Annotated in this window: 14 protein-coding genes; 6 read left to right on the top strand and 8 right to left on the bottom strand. The window is 34.4% G+C overall.

What is annotated here, in order from left to right:
• Window positions 1-5: 5 nt before the first annotated feature.
• Genes P0092_RS04950 through P0092_RS04935 form a run of 4 tightly spaced genes read right to left on the bottom strand, consistent with a single transcriptional unit; the run spans window position 6 to window position 8525 of the window.
• On the bottom strand, window positions 6-1571 hold the full coding sequence (locus tag P0092_RS04950; RefSeq protein WP_004622571.1) for an AlbA family DNA-binding domain-containing protein: 1566 nt from the start codon (window positions 1569-1571) through the stop codon (window positions 6-8).
• Between the two features lie 60 nt (window positions 1572-1631).
• Window positions 1632-6296 (bottom strand): P-loop NTPase family protein, encoded by a 4665-nt coding sequence (locus tag P0092_RS04945; RefSeq protein WP_004622570.1) that lies wholly within the window; start codon window positions 6294-6296, stop codon window positions 1632-1634.
• A gap of 23 nt (window positions 6297-6319) precedes the next feature.
• Window positions 6320-7882 (bottom strand): LA2681 family HEPN domain-containing protein, encoded by a 1563-nt coding sequence (locus P0092_RS04940; protein ID WP_004622567.1) that lies wholly within the window; start codon window positions 7880-7882, stop codon window positions 6320-6322.
• Window positions 7883-7898: 16 nt separating this feature from the next.
• The gene (locus P0092_RS04935; protein ID WP_004622565.1) at window positions 7899-8525 is read right to left on the bottom strand and encodes a hypothetical protein; all 627 of its coding nucleotides are present in this window, start codon (window positions 8523-8525) and stop codon (window positions 7899-7901) included.
• A 117-nt stretch (window positions 8526-8642) separates the two neighbouring features.
• Here P0092_RS04935 and P0092_RS04930 point away from each other — a divergent pair, with 117 nt between their 5' ends.
• On the top strand, window positions 8643-8933 hold the full coding sequence (locus P0092_RS04930; RefSeq protein ID WP_276187090.1) for a hypothetical protein: 291 nt from the start codon (window positions 8643-8645) through the stop codon (window positions 8931-8933).
• A 131-nt stretch (window positions 8934-9064) separates the two neighbouring features.
• Here P0092_RS04930 and P0092_RS04925 read toward each other — a convergent pair whose 3' ends face one another.
• Window positions 9065-10219, bottom strand: a complete 1155-nt coding sequence (locus P0092_RS04925) for a hypothetical protein (RefSeq protein ID WP_004622563.1) — start codon at window positions 10217-10219, stop codon at window positions 9065-9067.
• A gap of 314 nt (window positions 10220-10533) precedes the next feature.
• Between P0092_RS04925 and P0092_RS04920 the strand changes: the two genes are divergently transcribed.
• The 5 genes from P0092_RS04920 to P0092_RS22040 are packed head-to-tail and all read left to right on the top strand — an operon-like array spanning window position 10534 to window position 17234.
• The gene (locus tag P0092_RS04920) at window positions 10534-11661 is read left to right on the top strand and encodes a tyrosine-type recombinase/integrase (protein WP_004622562.1); all 1128 of its coding nucleotides are present in this window, start codon (window positions 10534-10536) and stop codon (window positions 11659-11661) included.
• Between the two features lie 15 nt (window positions 11662-11676).
• The gene (locus tag P0092_RS04915) at window positions 11677-12309 is read left to right on the top strand and encodes a site-specific integrase (protein WP_004622560.1); all 633 of its coding nucleotides are present in this window, start codon (window positions 11677-11679) and stop codon (window positions 12307-12309) included.
• Complete coding sequence (locus P0092_RS04910) at window positions 12306-12665, top strand: helix-turn-helix domain-containing protein (protein WP_004622558.1); 360 nt, start codon at window positions 12306-12308, stop codon at window positions 12663-12665. The genes P0092_RS04915 and P0092_RS04910 overlap by 4 nt, the downstream gene beginning before the upstream one ends.
• Window positions 12662-14572 (top strand): hypothetical protein, encoded by a 1911-nt coding sequence (locus tag P0092_RS04905; protein WP_004622557.1) that lies wholly within the window; start codon window positions 12662-12664, stop codon window positions 14570-14572. The genes P0092_RS04910 and P0092_RS04905 overlap by 4 nt, the downstream gene beginning before the upstream one ends.
• Window positions 14565-17234, top strand: a complete 2670-nt coding sequence (locus tag P0092_RS22040) for a GIY-YIG nuclease family protein (RefSeq protein WP_004622555.1) — start codon at window positions 14565-14567, stop codon at window positions 17232-17234. The genes P0092_RS04905 and P0092_RS22040 overlap by 8 nt, the downstream gene beginning before the upstream one ends.
• Before the next feature lie 188 nt (window positions 17235-17422).
• Here P0092_RS22040 and P0092_RS04895 read toward each other — a convergent pair whose 3' ends face one another.
• From P0092_RS04895 to P0092_RS04885, 3 genes are all read right to left on the bottom strand, one after another.
• On the bottom strand, window positions 17423-19810 hold the full coding sequence (locus P0092_RS04895) for a vitamin B12-dependent ribonucleotide reductase (RefSeq protein ID WP_004622553.1): 2388 nt from the start codon (window positions 19808-19810) through the stop codon (window positions 17423-17425).
• Between the two features lie 174 nt (window positions 19811-19984).
• Window positions 19985-21256 (bottom strand): putative glycoside hydrolase, encoded by a 1272-nt coding sequence (locus P0092_RS04890; RefSeq protein WP_004622551.1) that lies wholly within the window; start codon window positions 21254-21256, stop codon window positions 19985-19987.
• 247 nt (window positions 21257-21503) lie between these two features.
• The gene (locus tag P0092_RS04885) at window positions 21504-25007 is read right to left on the bottom strand and encodes a fibronectin type III domain-containing protein (RefSeq protein ID WP_004622549.1); all 3504 of its coding nucleotides are present in this window, start codon (window positions 25005-25007) and stop codon (window positions 21504-21506) included.
• Window positions 25008-25019 lie beyond the last annotated feature (12 nt).

The following is a 25019-nucleotide window of genomic DNA, read 5'->3' as shown; positions in this document are numbered from 1 at the left end:
TGATTTTAAGTGAATAACCATGGTGCCTCATCAAAACTAACCAGATTTTTTATCCGACGTTCAATATCATCGGAGAATGGAGGGGGTACAACATTTCCGATGATTAATTTAGAAGTGCCATCATCATATTTTAGAGTACATCTCCATTCATAGCCATTACATATATCGACAGAGTAGTCGAGTTCCCAATCTGTTGTTATTGGCTCTACAAAATTAAGAAAATCTCTTGTCCAATACTTATCCGCGCTATAACAATATGAATTTACCGCTTTCCTATTTTCACGATTGTAAAGGGAATGTTTTACCTTTCCAGTCTCATTGATATCAACTCTATGCTCAGCAATATTGGAAGGGCATAACAAATCTAACGATTTATGCCTTATATTAATGGACTTAATCCTTTTTACATCAACACCTGCTTTTTTTCTGCGATAATCAGATAAAAATCTGTTGAAAGCAAAAGCTGTAATCAACTTTTCCGTACAGTCTTTAATTTCAAGTTTGTTGTTAGAAGAAATATGATATTTCTTTAATTTTGCGTCATTAATATAATTCTCAACACATGTTGGATAAACTTCTATTGATTGATGGAACTCTTCTTGTTCCTGCTTGTTTTCAAAATATAGAACAACCTCATCAAATCTACCCTTTGCGATTCTTGCTTCATCACTATCCTCATTATAAATAAACTGCTGTAAAGCGTAATCTAAACTATCTTTTAAAATATATTTGTAAACATATAATGACTCCGAATATCTGGTTGGATCATGAATAAATCCCCATGTGGGAGCAGGAGTTTTATATCTACCACTATCTAGTAACACTACTTGGAATTCTTTTAAAATGGTTTCTCTGCATAAAATGTATAAATTGATATAATTAGTGCTTTCATTATATTGATTATACGAATAGTACTCGCGCTTGTAGTCCCTATACTCTTCTTGATCCCATTCTTCCTTCATCTTAAAGTCTGGGTTAAATACATTGTAGTATGTATCACCAATTTCTTGCCATTCTGATTTGTTCCTCATCCTTGAAACAATCTGCTCCAGCGGCGGACTAAGTAAGCCCAGCCTTTTCTTCCAGAGCAATTTAATCTGCTGCATAGAGCTATTTTCAGAGATAGGAGTATTTCTATCGCTCTTTCTGGAGTAAATATATCCTTCTACAATTGAATGGTACTTTCTTGACTTTGATCGAAGGTAAAAGGGTACATCGTAAGAGTTAAAAACAGTAAGTACATCTATTTCCTTTTTGTTTACTAATATTGTTTCAACAGAAACCTCTGGTACAAAATCACCCGCGAACATTGAATTTGATAACAGATCTATTACAGCCGCTTGATTCTTTCTATTTCGGCTGTTTTCCGTTAATCCTATAATGTCACCATTATCCGCAACTCCAATTATTAGATAACAATCTTTATTATGGACAGTATTGGCAAAACATAATATATCAAGAAGAAGGCGCTCATTATCACTATGCCATTCTTGTTTATAATCCCAATAATCGCCCTCAACTTTTCTACTAATAAGTTTAATTATTTCATTATATATTTTAAAATCGATCACAAACACCTTCTTTTCTAATATAACTTCTTTCTTATCATAATGTCCATTCCAACTACTTTGCTAATAATTTCTTTGTTTCATACACCGTTTTATCAGCTTTTTACAGAAATCACTCCAGTTTTCGGCTACAAACCCTGGTTGAATTGAATATTGCTGTCTTACGGATAGTATTTGATTTCCAGTAATCCAGTCCATGTGCATTTGTGCTACTTCATTGAAACCATTTACGTTAGCATCTTCCGCTAAACTAGCATAATAGAAAAGCGCAAAAGACTCCAAATCACTATTTAGTCCAAAGAAATTATTGTCATTGTGTTTATTGCTGTAAATAAAATATTTTTCAACAATATCTTTTAATATCAATGTCATTTGGTCCTTGTCAAAATATTTAAAAATCTCTTCAAAGAGCCTGTTCGCTCCATCCCATTCCCAATAATATGCGTCGTGTCGTTGCATTAACATATCAACAATAACTGGAATATATGTAAGTATATTTTCTCTGGATTCTCTTTCAACTTTTTTAATAAACGAAATCACTATGTCCCATCGGAAATCACTTTTCTCATGCTGAAATAGTTTATTTAAGACTACAAACGCTTCTGAGCATGAAAGTGCATTTATCTCATCCAAATATTTATCAACTACACCTTCATTATAGTAAGGATCATCTTCATACCAACGTCGAGGAATTATAAAGCTATGTTCAGTTCTAGAACGTCGCGTTTGTGTGAAAGCTAATGGAGACTTTTTTTGCATACTATCAGCAATATTGCAATATTCAAGACGGTTAGAGGCTAATATAATTGCTTCTTTAATATCAGCAATGTAAATTCGATTTTTATTATTATTTGAATCGTATTCTGAAGCGTGCTCGGAAATAAAAAATATTTCAGTTGCAACACTCCAAATCTCAAGTAACTCAGCTTCCGAAAAGGAACCGAATTCAAGCGCCGCAATTATACCATCAAAAATCACGCCTACCCAATAAGAGTCCCATTGAGCTGACAAATTTGCAAATTTCCAAAGATCATCTGCACTTAGGCGACCGGCTGATTCCGCAACAGAGGCGTCAATATAAACAGCCGCTCTATTATCACCTGTTTCTGAAGCTATTTTAGATATGTTGAGTAAGAGAACTCCTTCTGTTTTCCAATGCGAGTCATCAAATATGCTGATATGCTTGTACCAATTCATAAGGTAGTACAAGGAGTAATCCTTTCTGCCAACATATCCGACAATTCTGCTATCGAGCAATTTTTGCGCTTCTATTACTCTGTCTTTCCATCCTAGTTCCGTAGCCTTTTCAATAAAATCTGTCGCAATCTCATTAATTTCATAGAGCTCTTTGTCCCAAACAAGACCAGTCGGGTTCATCCAATTGTCAAACAGTTGCTCTAAAAGGCCATGTTGACCATGCAGTTTTAAGTGATTCCAATAGATGTTCAAGTGTTCGATGTGCTCGTAATCTTCCACCCGGCTAGAAAACATGCTATCCACAGCTTTTCGAAATTCGGCATCCATCTTAGGATACATTCGGATTATCGAATTCAACAGATCAGCTTCAATATTAAAACCACTGACCTCATATCTATTTATCCAGTCTCTGTAGTTAAGAAGTTGACCTAAGATAGCGCAGAAGTCCGAAACACGAATTGATGAAGTTTCACCGATGTTAATACAGCGGTTTAATCTTCCTAAAAATGCACTCATCTGTATTAGATGCTGTGCTGCAAAATAACCTCGATCCTTTGGTGAAAAATCTTTTTCTTTGAAGGCAAGCAGGCAAGCTTTTGATGTAGTACGTATATCTATATCTTCGCAATATGCAAAAACATAAACAATTTTACAGTAATACGGAAATACTTCTTTTTGATATTCAAAGGCAGATTTGTTAATATAACCAAACTTTTGGCTTTGAATTTCAGATATCCATTCTGAACACTGCTCTTGGAGATCATTCTGCATCGCCCACATTGTCAATTGCAGCTTTATTTCGTTCGAATTGGGATGTTCCTTTGCAGAATCAAATATAACATTAATTGCCTCGTCTTGTTCAGAGGCCAGAATGCTCATTAAATAGCCATGAATGTCTTTTCGATAATGAATGCCGAGTTGTCCCAATGTATTTTTAATGCGCTCAGGTGTAAGAAAATTAGTGCCTTCATCCAACCAGCCTTTTGCATAATCCGCATATGCACGTTTAATTATTTCCGAACTATCTGTATGATCAATACTGGAGAAAAGAATACCCGTATATTGAGATACACGCCCCCATAGTTCCATCATACGGGACATTTCTTTTTCAAAATCATCAGCAGTAGCCTTCGAACCGCAATTTGTATACAGCAGTTCTGCAACTGCGCCAGGATCTAATGTACCCAACCAACGTCTGATATTGCTTTCTGCTCTACTAATTTCTCCATACAGGATTAAGAACATTGTATTACCGAGCATACTATACAGAATATTTGCTGTTAAAAATTCACGCTGAACAACTTTCCGCTCACTGAACAGAGCCGCAGGGACCTCAATCTCGCCCGAATATTGTTGATCCATCCATTGCAAAGATTGATTAAACTGATGTAAGGTAGCAACTGCACAACTAAGTGACAACACTTTTGAATAATCTGAAATTTGATTTAGAGAATTTAAGGTTGCCTCTAATTGTGCAACGATTTCACCCATAGGCCTTTTAATGCCTAATGCTTCAGTAACATATTGCCTATTAAAAATGTCTATGAACTCTTTCTCCCGATGCGCATTTTGTAGAAAATCAAATGTCAACTCATGCTTAGTTTTTATATCACAAGGACCGGATAGAAGGAAATCAGCCAATCTGCCCGATACCTCAGAAAGTATTCCGGGTTCCTTACGCAAATACTTACCAAGATATATTCGAACATCGTTATGAAAAACTACATATCCATCATCTGAGGAGGTCACTATAATAGGATACAACTTTTGGATAATTCTTCTCCATGCCAAAAGGCTTATTTCTGCATCTGGGCAAATAGACTGTAGCATAGCCGGTGTTATCTGCTTGTTGAAAAGCGAGAGTGTTCCTGCCAGCATCATATCGACAAAAGTATATTCTTTAGGGATGGCGTCTATAGCCGCTTTCCATATGTAGTTATAATAGCTTTCGATTCCTCGTGCTAAATGTTTAGTTTCAAGCTGTTCTTCAAGTTCTTCAATTGATTCAAAGCGCTTTGCTTCTTGAACAGCAAAGACTGCCGATAATGTATTACCCGCAGAGGCCCCATAGATAATCCTGATTGCGGCATCCCTACCATCAGCCGGAATTTTAATATCGCTAGAATCATACAGCTGCGCTACATCATTCTCTAATATGCACGGCACATCAAGTGTAAGTACACGGCTCGTATCTGCTATAAAGTAAGGATACTCGCTATACTCGCTCACAGGTTGTCCTGCGATAAGAAAACATACTTGATTCGGAACGCTTTCAGGCGGAATTAATGTGCCAAGGAACGTATTAGTTTCCCCACTTCTTGCTGCATGATCAATTCCGTCTATTGCAATTACAGTTGTCCTTCCAGTCAATGTCCCCAATATATCTGATAATCGTAACACTTCACCACGCAATGCATCCACAGATTCCATCAATTCTATTGTTGGCGGAACATTGTAATCAGACATTCTGTCGTATTTCACAAATATCTCCCTTAATTCAATTAACAAATTCCCCCATAAAGCTCTCGGATCGCTGATACCTTTATCTGCGGTGAGATATTCATCTTTTGCATTGAGTGGCTTAAAAGCATGGAATCTAAGGGTAATTACAGAATCAGATTTGTTGGACAAGTAATTAATAATATTCGTTTTACCACTTCCAGGCCCTCCAGATAAGAAAACAATAGGGTTACGTCGTTCCGCCAGAATTGCTTCCAGTGTCTTTGCAAAATCCGCCCTCGATTCAAAAAACGGTTCACAGGTTGGAAGACTATGCTCGCCAACTATTTTATCCCCTGAAAGCGATAGTGCTTGAAGTAAGTCTTCTTTTGTAATTTCTTCTTTAAATCTTATTGTAGTAGTCCATGTCATAAGTGCATATGTAAGTTTTTGATGTAGTTGAGTAGCAGTGCGCTCATTGACATGGAAACATTCTTTCAATTTATTAGAAATGTTTCTATAAATCTCCATTAATCCGTCTTGATTGGTGATCAACTTCAAATCTTTTAAAAATTCCAGCTTTTCTTCATCAGAGAACTCACTTAATTCGCTAAGCCATTTCTTCCAAGCTGCCTCCCACTCAGGCTCAAATGTAATCTCAGATATTGCTTTGGCTTTATTACTTTGCTCTTGCAGTGAATCCCAAAATTCATCTAGTGACGGTAATTTAGTACCATCTTTTGAAGTGGATCTTTGTGTGCCTATGGTTCTATTCGTAAATAGAATTGCAGAACGGTGTGAATACCCCTGCGATTTCGCATTATTCCAATCGCTGATCATGCTCTTTAGAAGATCAATAGCATCAGAAAATGTAAATGTATCACTTTCACGCGTATGTTTAATTTGTATACATTCAGCTTGATTATTTTCATGAACTACAACTATATCATCTAGCCCCTGCATTGCAGCACATTGAAGTATTACATGCCTAATATTTTTCCCTGGAATAAGCATATCCAATGTATATAGAAGTCCGACGGACCACTCATACCAATATGGATCACCTACTCCGGCGGTTGGATTACCTGACATACTCTTCCCTCCATTATGGCTTTTTAAAAAATTCGTTTCCATTCATCTTCATATTTGTCTAATGCCATATGACCGATCCTCATATCAGAAGATCTATTCTTACCTCTTATTTGCTCCTCACGATGAACCGCCAGTACTAAAAGAATAATTGCTTCTCTTGCATACTGTAATAAAGTCATAGTAGCATCCTTAAAATCAGAAAAATACACTGATTTTGCTAATGAGTCGCCAAATACCGAATCTTCATGAAGCAAAAACATTGTATCATGGACTTTTAAGTAGCGATGTTCAATTGCATTCCTTATATCTGCAATTTGTTTAATAGAAGGTTCCAAATAATCATGTTTAACTTTTTTCTTACCTATATCTTTAAACAGCCAATATAAACCGATTAATGGATGATTGTACGTCTCAACTTCTGTCATATTTCTCTTTAAATCTATGGCCCCATTGGCACTCTTTTTTCTTTCCCAAATGCTTTTAAAAGAGACATCTCTCTCATCAATTCCTAATTCAAAGTAATCATTAATGAAAAAGGCTATTCTATCAAATAAAGAATATAAACTCCTATATGCACATTTGATTTTTTCAATACCAAGGCCATAAACAGGATAGTCGAGTGTATTATATAGATAAACATCATTATCAGAGTAATGTTTTCCCTTGTTATTTATCCCATCATATATCATATATCTGGCAGAAACATATTCTTGCTTCAGTTGATTAAATAGTCCATGAAATTTAACTCCAACATCAATGCCCGTTACAATATCCGGAAGATGAATGCAATCATGTGCAACAAACGAATGATAAAAAGCATCATTTAAGGTGTTAATATACAGATTATTATCTAAACACCATTTTCTATAATTCCGTTCAACTTTTGATTTCCCTAAAGGAAATTTTTCAAATTTATAGGGCTCACTCAGAAATTCTATTGGGAAGCATTTTTCTAGTCTTTCTTTTTGCTTATTAAAATAATCCCTGGCCCCATCATCCAGATTACCTTCTAATGCTTCTAACAATAATTGATAGGCTTCATTACAAAATATATCGCTATGTCCTTTGTCATAATCATACTCGGCATATGTAATCAATTTACATGCCATATTTCCTACAGCCATAGGAAAGTAATTTAGAACACCGAATTTTAACTCAGATATAGATTTTAATAATCTTCCGCATTGATATAAATCATTAGCATAATTCGTATATGCCATAAGTAAATAATTCAGATAATGTTGTTTTTCTTCATTACTTGCGTCATTCCATGCTGACTCATTATTTCTAAATTTAATAAAGAAATCTATACTTCTTCTGAATAAATAAATACAAAATTCAAAATCGGATTCATTATTGATTTCCTCAGAATATTTCATTGCCCCATTATGTACTATTGAAATATAGTTGCCAAATGAGGTCTCACCATGATAAGCCAAAATTGCCTTTTCTAAATCTGTGTATTCTGATGAGTCAAGCATTCTATAACAATCTTCGGCTATTTTATTTAAAGTTAGATAGTCCCTGTTATCAAATGCTTGATCAGCATATTGAGCTATTATATTAATATTTTCATTTACCGGCACGGAACATCCTCCTTTTTTAGCTGATACGATCTGGGCGATAATAATAGGGCGTATATCCATTTAAAGGATCTAAAATCTTTGTCGGGTGCTCACACTCTATAATTTCATCTCTATTTATTGCTCCAAAAACTTTAAATCCACAATTATTCCCATCACCAGACTGTATTCTCTCGTTAATATCTTCTAAATAATCTGATGGAATCTTTTCAATAGGTACATCACAGTGAAAAATCGTAGGGGTTCCTTTTTTCAATCTTTCTTGACAGAATAGTTCTGCCGCCATACCGCATATAAACTCGCTGCCGTAAATTAAGTAATTACCACAGTGATCGATTAGCTCATCTCTTGTAAGAGTTAGCCATACATATTTCTGCGAGTCCGTTAAACTCATCCAGTGGGAATTAAATACTCCGGCTATCTTATCTTCGCTAATTCTATCGTTATGGAATAAAGATAAAGCAAGCTTTAATGCGTCGTTTTTATTTATTGGTACTATTCCATTTTCATAGTAAGTGTCCAAGGAAAGAGGACGACATCCATGATATCCTCTAATATGGCTATACTGTTTCTTTAGATCAATATACTTGTACGAATTCATATTATTTATATCGATCCCATTAAAATCAAAAACTTGCTTTTTCATTTAATCAATAGCCTCAAATGGATTTTTCATTAATTATCTAATTGGGCCATACAAATCTGCATGGCTCAATTACTAAATTTTTTAAAGTCCGTGTCATTATCAACATTATACCATATTTTGGGAGGTAATAATAGCGGGTTTTATACAATAATATTCTCTCTTCGATACAATTCAGCAGCAAATCTGGTAAGACTAAATTCCTTAGCAGTACTGAGGATTTTAGTCTTACCAGGTTCTTTCTTCAAGCAGGAGCAGTTTGATTATAACTGTCCCCGCGTATATCAATCGAGTATGAAACCCGTTGGTTTATCACAATCAGGATTTGAATTGAATTTCTATCAGATCATCCTTGACGGCTTTGATGCTGTGCAGGAGCCTCTTAACAAGGTCATTGTCAAAACCTCTTAATATTGAATTTTGGCTATATGGCAATCCTAAAGTTGTTTCATCAATCCTATTCCTTTATCAATTTCTTCCAATTTCGAAATAGTGTATCTTGACACGATTTAAGTTTTGTTGTATTAATTAACTTACATCTATTACCAGTCCATGTTGTATTGATTACTTAATTCATAATCAATTTTGTTAATCTTTAATTCTACATCTTCTTCAGTCTCAATATTTGAAATCAGGTTAGATACATCTACTGGAATTGGTATGCCACTTTTTATAAACATCATTGGTAAATGATAATACTTGTCAAGCTTCGCAAAAAATTCTTCAAAAACATCTTTGCATTCATTGAATGTGCTAAAATCCAACTTAGTTTCATTATCGTCAATAAAACCCTTTAAATAATTTTTACCTATATATAATGGATAATTACCAAAATTTTTAATATTTACATAAACCTTTAATTCACGTGAAAACATCCCATGAGCATTTCTATTACGATAAATCTCTTTAATTTTTCGAAGGGGTTCAATTAGTTCTAATACATCCTGCCTAGAATCAAATATAGTTAAAATTTTTTTATTCCAAGTCCAGTTAGGATTATTAATATAAGAATTGTAAGATTTGGATAAGTCAAAACTTTCAGTAAACGGACATAAAAGAGTTAATATATGCTCCAAAAATGAGTAGAAGACGTCTATATAAGATTCCATAGAGTATAACATTTCATAGTGCATGTTTCTTAGTAACTCTCCATAGCCGTTATATGTCTCACAGCCTTTAGTAGTAAATATTCCGATTTCCTCAACTATTTTATCGCGTTCTTTAAATGAGATCTTTATTTTTAAATCAAGTTCTTTAATTCTATCTCTGTAAAAGTTAAATTTTTCAGAAAAGTAGATGAACTCATTTTCCATTGTAAACTTATTGTCTTCCATGGAGTCTATTGCCATCTCTAAAAACGCTTCTTCTAATAAAGCTTTAACCCTCATAAATAATTGTAAAACTTCGTCTTTTAAATTTTTTTCTATATTAAATTCATAACTAAGTTTATAATGACCTATACATCCATATGTTCCCTTATAATCAAATTCAATTATATAATTTACTTTTTCGAATATCCTATATTTAACTTTGAAACCAAGAATATTGTCAAAACAGAAACTCATTAGGTTCGCGTTTATTGGATTCTCAGAATACTTAATTTTATACAAATTATCTTCTGACCTTCTAGTTGTCTCCTTTACTTCAGAAAAATCTTTTAGTAAGATTTTAATTTGTTCAATTTTATCATTATACATATTAACACCTCATATATGGTAACCCCTATCACGATTTGATTGGCTTTAAAATAGGAATTTATTTCTTAATGGCTTGATTCTAGAATATCAATTCTTTTTAATCATGTCGTATTTACTAGTCATGGTATATAGAAACTCCCACCCATAGTATATATTTCCACAATTTACCTAGTAATCCTCTTTAAGTGACATTTATTTATAAAAAATTTTACTTATTTTTTCTAATGTATATTCCTTCAAAAATTTGCACATAATTCATATAAATAGCGTTAGATGCAAATTAATTCTATTAAATGCAAAAGAGGCGATAAAAATTGCAGTTACAAAGTCAGAACAAATTAAAATTAGTGACAAATAATGTGAATTCAGCAAATCCTGTAGAACTCCAAAGTCAAAAATCTGAGGAAGAAGAAGTTCTAATAGAAATGTTACATGCTTATACTAATAGATTAATGTCTAGAAGGTTAAAACCTCGGTATATTGATTCAATAATTAGCGTAATACAGAGTTTTGTAAGCTATACTAACCTTTATCCTTGGGAATGGTCTTCTGAGGATTTTGAGGATTGGTCAACTTATTTATATCAAGTTCGAAAAAATGGAGAATCAACACAAAGACATAAACAAAACCGAATTTACAAATTTCAAAATTTTTTAATTGAATCAAAGCACTTTTGCGATTTATGTAATTCTAAGTTTGGAAAGAAGCCTATTCAAATCTGTTCTGACGAGAACTTAATACCCCATAAAGTCGAAGATGAAAATGAGGAGAAAAGAACAGCATTTACACGTGAACAGTTGGCCTGTCTGTGGAATTTCTTTGATAATGAAATACTGCAAGCATATAAAAATAAGTCTAAGAAATTGAAAACTCTCCAAAGAGATAAAGTTTTATACCTTATAATTTACTATTATGGGCTTAGGGTAAATGAAGTTTCCAAAGCTGATACAACCGACTTTATATGTAACCCTCGGAAACCAGAATGGGGGAACTTTGGTGGAATTATTGTAAAGCATGGGAAATCTACAGCTGGGAGTCCCCCCAAGAGAAGAACTGTTTGGACAATCTCGGAAAATGCAGTTAAATACATTAAATGGTATTTAGAAAATGTGAGACCATTATTTGGCTTTGATGAGATTAATAGCTTGTTCCTCTCTGAAAGGGGTACGATGTTAACACCTAATTCAATAACCAGAAATTTTAAAGAATATCTTAAATCAGCTGGTCTACCATATGAACATTTTTCCCCACATTGTCTACGGCATAGTTATATTAGTCATTTATCAGAAAAAGATGATGTTAGCCCTCGTTTTATTCAGGATCAAGTTGGACATGTATTCTTAGCTACAACTCAGCTTTATACTCATTTATCTGATGCTTTTGTTAATAGGCAATTAGATAAAGTTATTAATCATCAAATAGATAGGTATATAAAAAGGTGAAAGGAAACTCCAAAAATGTTTGATAAGAAATTTTGTAATAGATACTCATATAATCTCACTAAAGACTTTTGGCAATGTATTGAAGAAGAAGCTAGTCAGTATGCAGCTAATTCAATTGATGCTGCTATAATTATAAGAGATTCTATAATATTTCAAATAGGTTACTCATACGGACTACGCATAGAAGAAATGTTAAATTTAACTATTAATGATTTAAATTTCGACTCGAGTTTGTCAGATGAACAATCATTTGGAAGTATATTTGTTCCTTTACATTCCACAAAAATAAGTTCTTGCGACAGTAGAATAGTATATGCACTTTATCCATGTGTAACAGAATTAATTCAGAATTATCTAAACTACTATAACGTATTTTTTAATAGAACCCCTCGGCTCTTTTCAACTGTTAATGGTGATCAATTGACCAAAAGCTATATTTGTAATAGGTTTAGATACTATAATTCAATACTTCCAACTGATAAAAGACTAAATACAATTATGTCTCTACGTCCCTTTTATATCGCTGATATTCTCCGTATCAAGGGATTACCTCAATCGTTTATTAATAGACAAATTGGAAATAATATCATAAATAATCAACTTTATTATCACTTACTACCAAGTGATTTTGACGGAGTTAACTTATGAGTCTATCGTGGAAACTACGAGAGCAAATGGCTAAAAAGGGAATATGGAGATGTACAGATTTTACGAAATTGCTAAATCAATACGGAATCAGAATGTCTGTTTCTGCTGTTACACGTATGGTTGAAAAGTTACCTGAACGGATTGATACGAAAGTTATGGATGCGATTTGTGATATACTTGACTGTCCTCCTACTGATCTTTTCGGATATGAGGCATCAGGCAGAAATGCTGAAGTTCTTTCAAAAGCTGTAGGAGATAGTCTTAAAATCAAGCCTGGTCCGAAACGGAAAAATAAAAGTAATTCTGACGATATACCTGACTATATTTTAGGCCCAGAGGGTGGGGTAATAAAATGAGTATTATTACGAATAATAAATGGTCTTTAAATTATAACAATTGCATTTCTTGCGGTACAACCAATCATAAACACAAAGCAAAAGGTTTATGTACTCGTTGTTATCAAAAAAAACATAATTATCCCCAAGAATATTGCAGCAAATGTAATAAACTTACTCGTGTTCACTCTAGATTACATGGCGTACCACTTTGCCGCTCATGTTCTCAAGCACCTATACATATTTGCAATATCTGTAAAAAAGCAGCCACAGCAGCTTTAAAATTTAATAATCAATATGTATGTGATAGCTGCTACAGAAAGCATTTTAGGAAAAAATATACTTGCTCAATATGTGGTAAAGATGAATTTGCCGCAATTAGGTCTGAAGAATATACAGTTTGCATAAAATGTTACACTACTAAAAACAATTTTTGCAATAAATGTGGCCGTACTATTTTATCTCCTTACCTAATAGATAATAAATCTGTATGTAATAGATGTTATGAAAAATCAAAAAGCTCTAATTCTGACGGTATAATTGATATTACAAGAAAAACATACATCTGTAACATATGTGGTCAAGTAAATAGTGTTCAAGAAGTATATAATGATGGGTCGATAATTTGTCCAGATTGCTATTCATCTATCAGTAAACTTTGTGGCTTATGCAAAAATCCTGATAATGTTATATATTCTCATCTTAAATCATTACCATATTGCAGGAAATGTTACTACCAGTTATTATATATCCACGAATTAAATGAATCCGCAAACAAATGGAATAAAGATTTTTATGATATTATTGCAAAATTCTTAGAAGAAAAACTAAAGATAATTTCATACGAATCTAGCTATAATTTGATTAAAGAAAATGAACATATTTTTCATTACTTGAACGAAGAATTTATTAAGAAAAACAACTCATTTACAATAGATCAATTCTATGAATTAATAAAAATGTATCCAAGTAAAAAAATATTTATAAATGATATAATATCCTTTTTATGTATAAAAAATTTATTGATTAACTTCCAGCACTCTTATAGAATTTTGGATTCTATAACATCAGAAACTTCTCATTTGCCAAAACAACTGCAGAAAACTCTACTTTCGTACAATGAATTTTTAGTTAGCAAAGCAAAAAAATATGAAGAAAAAGGATGGATTGGTCAATTTACAAGATTCAATTATTATACTTGTTATTTGTATATATTGACTTCAATCAGGTTCTTCACATTCTTAAGTTGTTCATTAAGTATTTCTGAGACAGCGTCACTTAATAATCATATTGTCGATATGTATATAAGATTAAAGCCCTATGATAGAGGTAATCTGAGACATCTTGTTAAATTTATGAATGCAGAGAAACTTACTTTTATTAAGATAGCACTACCAAATGCAAACTTTAATCACCAATTACCTGTTGGTCTTAGAGAAGATATTCAATTAAAAATATACGACAAAATAATTAATGATCCTTGTGTAACCTTGAGAGACAAAGTTTTATTATCATTAATGATTTTATTTGCATTTACGCCTGGAGAACTTCAAAACCTAAAAAAAGATTATTTTGCAATAAGAACTGAGAATAAGGTAACTATTCTTACCCTTAATTTTAACAAAGCAAAATACAAGATTCCAGATAATCTATATCAAATATATATAAATTATATTTATTCATTAAAAAATAATACTGAGTTTATTTTTCCTGGGAGGATTTATCAAAAACCTCTTTCCCTTAGTTCAATATGCCATGTATTAAAGAAACATGGAGTAACTTCAACACAATTAAATTGTACTGCAATAAGTAATGCAATGCTTAATGGTATGTACCAACCAGCTTTACTTATGCGGAGCTTTAGAATCAGTAACAACACGGCATCTCGATATTATAAATTAGTAAAGGGGAGTTTAGAGTTTGAATAAAACTGGGAGATGGTCAAAGCTTCATGATAAATGTGTTATCTGTAGTAAAAAAGATTCCGAGCATAAATCAAAGGGTATTTGTAGTAGATGTTATCAAAAGATTAAAAAGTATTCAGAAGGAATATGTTCTGTGTGTGGTAACTCTAGAGTTCTTCAGTATAAAGATTCTATAGGAAATCCAATATGCAGGAGCTGTTATAAAAAGCCTATCCGATTATGTTCCATATGTCAAAAGTACGATAAGGCTGGAAAAAAGATAAATAAAAATGAATATGTATGTACTTCCTGCTATAGAAAACTATTTAAACCTCTTAGACTTTGTGACTCATGTGGGAAAGTAGGTGAAACAAAGAAAATCATTGACGGAAAGTTTTTGTGTCAGGCCTGTTATAATAAATATTTCCGTCCAAAGAAGGAATGTAGTGTATGTGGAAAAGAAAAGCATGTTCACAAAAAAGATGGGGATAAAAGCTATTGCTGCTCATGTTATATGAAGTACTTTAGACCTACTCATATATGTGATATATGCGGTCGTAAAGGTATAATTGAAAAGAATGATAATGGAATAAAAATATGTACCAAATGTTACTCCGAAAAATATACTCCAAAGAGACAATGTAGCATTTGCTTAGAAATAAAAAAGATACACAAAAGAGTTAATGGTCAAGATATTTGCAAAAACTGTTATGAAAAAAAATATAGACCGATGGCAATATGTGTAGAGTGTGGCAGATGGGATATAATAATTAAAAAAATTGATGGTAATCCTATTTGCCCTAGATGCTACAACAAATACTTCGCTCCTATGAGAATCTGTGTTAAATGCAACACCTTCGGAAAGATAAGTAAAATTATAGCAGAAGGTGGCATTTGTGATACTTGCTATAGAAAATACTATAAGCCTTTAAAAAGATGTCTAGTTTGTGGCCAAACTAAAAGTACACATAAACTTGTAAATGATGAATCTGTTTGTAGTGCCTGTTATCAACGATATTATCAACCCAAGCGAATATGTTCTGTTTGTCAAAATAGTAATAGAATTGCAGCATATATTGATGGAAAAAGTATATGCAAATCATGTTATAATAAGTTTGAGGGTACTTGCACTAGATGTGGCAACGTAACAAAAAGCCTTTTTAGAATCGAGAATCTTTGCGATAATTGTTGGTATACAGATAAAATAAATAAATTTTTAGAGGTTCAAAAACATAGCTTTACTGATACTTCAGTATATAATTTATTTGAGAATTATTGTAAAACGCTTATAAAATATAGAAATCCACTTAGAGTCTTTAATATTATTATTAGACAATTTGAAATATTTAAGTATATTAGTATCCATAAAATAGACCTAAAAAGTTTCTCTCTTGGACATCTTAATAAAATTACTGATGAATTGCAATGTGGAGAGATTTCTTCACTTATCAATTTTTTTATTAAAGAAAGTATAATAAAGCCGACTGATCCACTTGAATCATTTTACAATTTAAGGAACTTTTATATAAGTAAACTTAATCCTAATTTTATAAAAATATTCATAAATTATACAGATTACTTGGTAGAAAAAAGAAACAATCTTGAATATAAGGGGTGGTATAACCGCTTTACTTGGAAAACATGTAGTACATATGCATATCTTGCATATTTCTTTTTAGATTATATTTCAAAATCAGTTTTATGTATTTCTGAAATTACTGATATTGTAGTTCAGGAATACTACTCTAGTAACTCACAATATATGGTTACTTCTTTACGTCCGTTTATAAAATGGCTAAATAAAAATATACATTTCTTTAAAAATCTCCCATTACCTAAAGTATTCAGGGGGAATATTGGTGGCAGACCATACTCAGAAGTGGAACTGTTAAATATAATTAATTCACTTTCTGAACCTGAAGTACCATATAAAGACAAACTAATGGGCTTATTGCTTGTATTATATGGTGTCCGCCCCTTCGAATTATGCCAACTAAAGATCAGTAACTTTAAAATAGTTAATGAAAAGACTTTTTTAGAAATAAGAAATACTCGAATTATAATTCACCCGTTTATTTACGACTTATACAGCAAATATGTGAAATATGAATATAACCCTAAGCTATCACTTGGTAATTCCATAGACTGGCTATTCTGTGGTAGAAACTATAATACGGCTATGTCAATAAATAGGGTATGTGAAATTCTAAGGAGCTATAATATAAATTCAATTAGAGCCTTTAGTACTGCTATAACAAACTTGTTATTAACTGAATTTATAACGCCTGCAGTTGCAATTCATGGTCTAGGTATTAGTATATCAACAATAGCAAATTACTATAAAGCCGTGAACATCAGTAATACCTATAACTCCGACACATTTGAAGTATGTAACTACAATAAAATACAGAAAAAAGAAAGAGTAAATCATGATATATTCTTCGTATATATACTTAAATGTATCGATGGTAGTTATTACACCGGGTATACATCTGATATTAATAAGAGATTACATCAGCATAAATCAGGATATGGTTGCACCTACACTAAAACAAGAACGCCCGTTGAGCTTGTCTATTCAGAAGAACTGCCAGATAAACCTTCAGCTCTAAAAAGGGAAAAACAAATAAAAAAATTAGACACATATAAAAAGGAACAACTAATTGAGAAAAGCAGGATAGAGTAATTAACTCTTTCCTGCTTTCATTTTTATTAGGATTATTGAGAACCTCCTAAATTAACGCATTTCAAGGTGCTTGGTATTAATTAATTTGCATCAGATGCTATTTCTATGCAGTTAACGCAATATTATAGACTATTTTCTTTAAAACCCGCCTACTATGCTACTTTCAGAAAAAGCTATTTGCAAGGGAACTACCCACACTTACTATACCCACAACTCCTGCAAATAACACAACCACCTTCATGCTCCAGTGTTTTGCCGCATTCCGGGCATTCCGCACTCACAAAGTCCCTCTCATTTCTTGGGTTTGAGCATACTTCATTCATTGTACAAATGCTGCATTGTGAGTCACAATCACTTTGTTCTGCATCGGCAGTTCTGGCAGAAGGCTTTTGCAGCAGGCTGTATTCAGTTGTTGCACATATTTCACCTGACACGTCCTCGTCTTTACTGCTCTGGATTTTTGCAACCTTTTCTATTAGTCTGCCTATTGCATCGGGGCAGGACAAAACCTTCAAACCCTTCTGACGTATGGTAGACGGGCATCTTATGCCTTTTAGCTGTTCAACAATTGATTTCACGTCCATACCTGAACGTAATGCTACTGACACCAGACGGCTTGTTGCTTCTGATTGAGAAGGACATCCGCCTGCACGTCCGGTATTTGTGAAGACCTCGCAAATACCGTTTTCATCATAGTTTACAGTAATATAAAGATTTCCGCAGCCTATTCCCACTTTTTCAGTAAAGCCTGTAGTAATGTCAGGTCTTGGCCTTGGTTCTATTTTTCCGGGCATATTATTGACTGCACAGGAATCGCAGTAAATATTCTCTCCTGCTTGCAACTCTTTGTCAGCGTTTTCTTCCTTGCCTTTAACTTTTCCAATATTGAGAACCTGCAAGTCACGGCTTCCGTCTCTGTAAATAGTAACTCCCTTGCACTGGGTCTTATAAGCAAGAGTGAATACCTCTCTTACGTCATCTGTAGTCGCATCATGACTGAGGTTAACTGTTTTGGACACAGCATTGTCAGTATGCCTCTGGAAGGCCGCCTGCATTTTTACATGCCACTCAGGAAGCACATCATGTGCAGTAACAAAAATCTCCTGAACCTGCACCGGTACCTCATTCATATTTTTAACGGTTCCAACCCTTGCAATTTTTTTCATAAGCTCCTCTGAGTAGAAGTTTCCTGAAAGGGCCGCCCCTTTAAATACAGGGTTAACCTCCACAAGCTCACTGTTATCCATAACATTCCTAATATATGAAATTGCAAAAATCGGCTCAATTCCGCTTGAAACACCTGCTATCAAACTCAAGGTACCGGTCGGCGCAATGGTCGTGGTAGTAGCATTTCTCACCTTTATACCTTTTTGATCGTATATGCTGTCCTCATAAAATGGAAAAACGCCCTTTAATTCGGCCAAATTCTGTGAAGCTTTCATAGCAATATCACTGATAAAGGACATAACCTTGTCAGCTAAATCAATTGCAGCTTGAGAATTATAGGCTAAGCCCAAAGCACAGAGTGTGTCTGCCCACCCCATAACTCCAAGACCAATTTTTCTCGTGCCTCTTGTCATTTTATCTATTTCAGGCAATGGGTATTTGTTGACCTCTATTACATTATCAAGAAAACGAACTGCTTTTCTTACCGTATTTTCAAGTTTCTCAAAATCAAGGCCCTTATGTGAATCATCCATCATATTGTACAGGTTAATTGAGCCAAGATTACATGCCTCATAAGGTAACAGCGGCTGCTCACCGCAGGGATTTGTACTTTCTATCTCACCAAGCTTGGGAGTTACATTATCCCGGTTAAGCCTATCTAAAAAAATTATACCCGGCTCCCCGTTTTTCCAAGCCATTTCAACAATTATATCAAATACTTCTTTGGCGTTGAGTTTAGCAACCGGCTCCTTTGTCTTGGGGTCCAAAAGTTCATATTCCAGATTGTGTTCAACAGCTTTCATGAAATCCTCAGTAATTCCGACACTTAAATTAAAATTAGTGATTTCTGAGTTGTCACTTTTACAGGAAATAAATTCCATAATATCAGGGTGATCAATTCTTAAAATGCCCATGTTGGCACCACGTCTGGTTCCTCCCTGTTTTACCGCCTCTGTTGCGGCATTAAAAACCTTCATAAAACTTATTGGGCCGCTTGCAACTCCACCGGTTGAATTTACGGCTGAACCCTTTGCGCGAAGTCTGGAAAAGCTGAAACCTGTTCCTCCGCCGCTTTTATGTATTAATGCAGCATTTTTTATGGATTCAAAAATGCCTTCCATAGTATCTTCTACAGGAAGAACAAAGCAAGCACTTAACTGCCCCAATGGTCTTCCGGCGTTCATCAAAGTAGGTGAATTAGGTAAAAATTCAAGATTAGCCATCATATCATAAAATTCCTGTTCAATTGCCGCCAATCCTTTTTCATCGGTATATGCGGCATCCGCAGAGGCTATTGCCTTCGCAACACGACGAAACATCCCGTCGCAATCCTCAAGCAAATTCCCATTTTCGTCCTTCTCCAGATATCTCTTCTCCAATACTTTGACGGCATTATCCGATAACTTCATCAATAAATCCCCTCTCATTAGTCTATATTTTGTATTTGTATTATTCAAAAGACACTACATATTGTATCACTTTAATTATATATGTTCAATATAGCTAAATATTGCCGAATTTATTCAAAAAAAACGCCCAGCCCCATTTATCAAATGAAGCAAGGCATTTTTGTGCGGAAATAATTATTTTTGTTTTTGAAAATATGATTCCTGATATTTATTACTTGGATCCCAAAGAATCCATTCTTCATATCCGGCGTCATAAATAGCCTTGATTTGCTGTTTAACCTGTTCAGCACCATAAGTCTGGAAATATCCTGCCGGCAAATATCTGGCAGTAAATGCCTGTATATATGGTCTTAATTTTGCGTTGTAGCCGGTAGTTTCAGATATTTTCTTCTTTGCAGTTAACAAAGAATTGTAAACTACTCCATAAGGGTCCATATCCGGCTTTGTAAAAGTAACGCCATTAATGTTCTGTCCAACACCATTACCCATTACTCCCTTAGGCGAGTTATTTGCATAGTGTGACGGATAAATCATAGGACTTATGCAGTATATATCTTTTCCTACTTCTTGGAATCTCTGGCCAATACTCTCTCCATCTATTTTACTTTCAATAATTATTGCGAATACGTCAGCAGAAACAGGTACTCCCAGCTTCTGATGAAGCTCTTTATCTGATTTTGCAAGGAATCCGTTAATAGCCTGAGACTTTTCAGGAACATTTGTACCAAAATTAAAGGATTTTTTACCGCCTGTAGGGAATCTCACATAGTCAAACTGGATTTCATCAAAGCCATAGGAAATAGCTTCTTTTGCGATTGCTATGTTATAGTCCCAAACCTCTTCCATGTAAGGGTTTGCCCAAGGTGTTGAACCGTTTTCCAGCCAGAGCTTTCCGCTTGGTGCTTTTACCCCAAGGTCCGCTCTGCTTTTAGCCAGAACAGGGTCTTTGAAGACAACAATTCTGCCTATTACATATATTCCGTTATCATGGAATTTTTTTACAACATCTTTAGGATTATAGAATTTTACCTGCTTACCATATTTTTTAACCAAGTCAACATTTGTGCTATAGTTTACGGCACCGTCTTCTTTAATATCAATAACCACAGTATTCAATTCTGTATTTTTAGCCATGTTAATGATTTTGTCAACTCTTGCTGCTGAGCCTGCGGAAGGCCCTGTAAGATATACAGCCTTAACCTTTACTTTTTCAATACCGGGTGATAATTGCCGACCTTCGGCTGGAGGTACCTGCTCTTGTTTTGTAGAATCTGAAGATTTAGCTTCGGTACTTACCGCTGATGAAGAAGTTGCTTTTGTATTTGTGCTCTGAGGGTCTTTATTCCCGTTTTCATTACATCCCGTAAGAAAAAATGCACCTGCAGCAATTGACAGGCTTAGAAAAAGAGATGTGAATAAAACCGTAATGTTTTTCCTGTTTTTCATTTAGAAGTACCCCATTCCCCATATTTTTTCATTGTATTATGTAGTATAATCATGAACTGATATTTCAATCAGATACACTGAGATTATACAAAATCCGGTAAATAAAATCAAACCTATTTAAATCACATATGGAATATAAATACCAGTAATATTTCCCAATATCTGCCTGTACTGCCCATAAATAAAAAGACTTAATCTCCGTAAAGGAAATCAAGTCTTTAAAACAAAATTACTAAACTTCGTTACCTTAATTAAGCTTATTCGGGTTGGTAATCCTTACCTCAAGTGGTGCAAGCTGGTTATTATTTATGTCTGTAGCTATTGGCTTATCCCAGCTTCCATGGCCATCTGCGTATAATCTTAATTTTAACTGATACATATTCCCGTAATACTTCTCTACGTCATCATCCTTATATGTGGATACTTTAGGACCAAACTCTATTTTTACTACATCTCCTGCATCATAAGTTCCGTTTACTTCTATGTTAATCACATATTTATCATTTACTTTAATCACTTTTTTAGTAATGTTATTATCATTAACCTTTAAAATCTCAGTAGAATCTTTTTTCTTTACAGTAGCCTTTACATTTTTGCTAACCAACTCCAGGAAAAACGGTTTTTCATTGACATTCTTTTTATCAACCATGTCTGTATCCAGAACAATTCCCGGATTTGAAGCTCTGCTCTTAAGCTTCAGTTCAAAAGAAACAGGTACATAGGATCCCAGAACAAACTCTATATTTGGGTTTCTTGAGTTGTTAATTATGTTATAGGCTACAAAACCCAGCTCTGTTTCAGCAAAGGGATACATTGTCACATTTGCAATGTTAGAGTAAGGGCCAACTGCACCGTTTGCAACAGCAACTACCTTGTAATAATACTTTACTCCCTTTGTGTTTGTGGTTTCAGGAATGGAATCATCCTTAAAGGAAGTTCCTGTTATTCCTTCTTTAATAATTTCGTATGTCCCATCAAAGCTATTGCACCTTAACACACTATAAGTCTGGGCTCCCTGAGCAGGACTCCACCGCAGTTGAACAGCTTCGCCCTCACGAGCCGCCTTCAGATTTGCAGGCGCGTCAGGAGGCACGGGAAGAGTTATTTCTCTTGATTTTGCGCCCTCAAAACCATCTTTTATGGCAGAAACAAAATACTTATATACCTTTCCGTATTCCACATTACTATCAGTGTATTTATTACCTACCGACAGTACTGTGGTTTGTACTCCTTCGGACACTCTATACAGCCTGTAGCCTGAAGCACCCTCTACTGCATCCCATGTAAGATAATTTGTCTTTTTATTTACAGTACCTCTTAGATTCTGAGGTGCTACCAATCCCACTACGACCTTCTCCGACTGGGATTTTGCACTCTCTCCAGCTTCATTCCATGCGCTTACACTGTATTTGTACTCACCGGGTTCCAGATTAAGCACCGTATATGAATTGTCTTTTACATTTATTACTGTAGTATTACCCTCCCGGTCTGTTTCGTAAATCTTATAGCCCTGTGCTTCAAGAACACTGTCCCATGTCAGTACTACACTACCGTCACCCTTTGAATCTGCCTTGAGATTTGTTGGCGTCTTGGGTATATTAATGGCTCCGTCAACAAATAGTTGAGAATTTGGGACTACTCCCTTTGCTTTTTTAGGATTACTCCATAAAAGCTTAGCAACGGCATCATATTCGTTTTCATAGTATTCCATTCTTATTCTGTATTTTTTACCCTTTTCCATTTTTACTGACTTTGAGCTATTCTCTGTTTCAGAATGCTTCTGCCAGTTTGAAATCAAAAGTTCATTAGTATCAAATATTCCATTTCTGTTTAAGTCAATCCACAGTTTCACTCCGTCATCAGTTCTGGTATAAAAGGTATAGTCTTCATTAAGCTCAGGCATAATATACCCTGACCAGACCACCGAATAGTAATCTGCATTAACCTTGGGGTCAGGAGCTTTGTCCCCCCATTTGTAGTAGCTGTCTGCATTATCTTTAGTAAAATCAATTTTAGGGTCAATTCGAGACATTGCAAGTTCAGTATTATCCATTACATAATTAGTTGTAAAGCTGTTCCCCAAATCATAACTGTAGTTAGTCAGACTATTTCCGGCAACAGATTTCCAATTATAGTATTCTGCGTACAGTCCGTTACTCGTCATAATCAAAGCAGTAGCCGAAGCCTCCTTTGAAAATGGTCCCAATTGCTCTCCGCTGTCTGAGACTGCCTGAACCTTATATGTATAGGTTTCCCCCGGTATAACATTGTTGTCCGTAATAGAAGTATCATGTAATATCTGAGGCTGCTGTACGAAGGTAGAATCGCCCGGACCTTTACGCCATATCTTATAGCCTTCCGCACCGTTTACTTCATCCCATCTTAAAAGTATGCCATCTTTTTTAGGAACTGCTTGAAGAGTCTGAGGTGCCACAAGTTCTTTTGCCGGTTCTTTTCCCCATATAAGTTCACCATCATAATATACTGTTACTTTATCCCAATCCATTTCTACTGCAGGATTAAAAGAATAGTGATTAGACTGTTTGAATTTTCTTATTTCCGATGTATCCCCCGTCATTTGAGCAATAAATTCTTTGACTATTTCAAGTTCAATATCTGCATGTGAAATATTCTTACCGGATTTGGCACTAAGCTCATAGTTCATTGAACTGACAGTATAGTCCTGGCCCCAGTTCCACCACCATCTGTATCTCTCACTATCAAAAGAACAAATATTACCCCTTTTAAGAATATCATCCAACCAGTTAATATCCTGCTTAATAAATTTTTCATTCCATAAGCTGCTGAAATAACGTAAAAAATTATATAAATAATTGGAGTTGCCTGAGCCATTACTTTTTGACGGAAACCCCATTTCAATAAAACAGTTGGTTTTAGTTGTGGAATACTCACCCATATTAATAAATACTGACGGAAGGGTTTGTATAACATATTCATATGGATTCGTTCGGTCGGACTGATAGTTATATATTTTTCCCTCCACCTTTTCAGTCTTTGGTGCAACTTTTTTTAAGTCTCCATCCATGTTAAGGTAATAGTGAATTCTTACTTTATTCAAATCAACTTTATCAGTTCCTTCATTATATAGCTTCAGCACCGAATGAATCCTGTCCCTGTAATCAAACTCGGAAGTATTTGTCGGATAACTTTGTTGAGTTAGTCTAATCTGAATTTTATTAACCTCTGGCTGTCTCACCATAGAACAGCCCAAATCAGAGAAATCCATCCATTTAACATAACCGTAGATTTCCCAAGTTCCATGACTTTTTATAGTTTTGTTGGATAGCAAACTGGAGCCGAAAGAATACTCCCTGCTTGACTTATCAATGTTTCTATAAGCAGAAAACTCATACATTTTCAGTCCCAGTTCTTTGCCTGACTTGTTTTTAAACCCTAACACCAGTTGGTTATTACTGTTAAGATTTATAGCAGAATCACCTGTATTAGTAATTTTAACCTTGAAAAACTGGATACTGCTATTCTTATAGTTGTAATCACTACAGGAATTATTATCCGGATACCAATCTTCATATCCGTGGTTCAATATAACATCTGAAAACCAAACAAGCATTGAATCCACCTTTTGAAGTTCTACAGTCAGACTTTGGCCCCCGGACTGTACATTTACTCCTCCCGAATCCGTATTACTCACAGCCAGAACTGTCTGAGGAATCAATAGCCCAATCATAATGATTAGTGCCATCACGCCACAAAGTGCCTTCTTAAACATTAGCATCAACCT

It is taken from the genome of Ruminiclostridium papyrosolvens DSM 2782 (assembly GCF_029318685.1).
In the GTDB taxonomy this organism is placed as follows: Bacteria; Bacillota; Clostridia; order Acetivibrionales; family DSM-1351; genus Ruminiclostridium; species Ruminiclostridium papyrosolvens.
Note: the sequence above shows the minus strand (reverse complement) of the source record. Positions and strands in the feature narration are given on the sequence as shown.

Excerpts from the sequence above, each read along its gene's own strand:
- P0092_RS04945 (WP_004622570.1), bottom strand. The coding sequence starts at position 6,296 with ATGTCAGGTAATCCAACCGCCGGAGTAGGTGATCCATATTGGTATGAG.
- P0092_RS04935 (WP_004622565.1), bottom strand. The coding sequence starts at position 8,525 with ATGAAAAAGCAAGTTTTTGATTTTAATGGGATCGATATAAATAATATG.
- P0092_RS04925 (WP_004622563.1), bottom strand. The coding sequence starts at position 10,219 with ATGTATAATGATAAAATTGAACAAATTAAAATCTTACTAAAAGATTTT.
- P0092_RS04915 (WP_004622560.1), top strand. The coding sequence starts at position 11,677 with ATGTTTGATAAGAAATTTTGTAATAGATACTCATATAATCTCACTAAA.
- P0092_RS04910 (WP_004622558.1), top strand. The coding sequence starts at position 12,306 with ATGAGTCTATCGTGGAAACTACGAGAGCAAATGGCTAAAAAGGGAATA.
- P0092_RS04905 (WP_004622557.1), top strand. The coding sequence starts at position 12,662 with ATGAGTATTATTACGAATAATAAATGGTCTTTAAATTATAACAATTGC.
- P0092_RS04895 (WP_004622553.1), bottom strand. The coding sequence starts at position 19,810 with ATGAAGTTATCGGATAATGCCGTCAAAGTATTGGAGAAGAGATATCTG.
- P0092_RS04890 (WP_004622551.1), bottom strand. The coding sequence starts at position 21,256 with ATGAAAAACAGGAAAAACATTACGGTTTTATTCACATCTCTTTTTCTA.
- P0092_RS04885 (WP_004622549.1), bottom strand. The coding sequence starts at position 25,007 with ATGTTTAAGAAGGCACTTTGTGGCGTGATGGCACTAATCATTATGATT.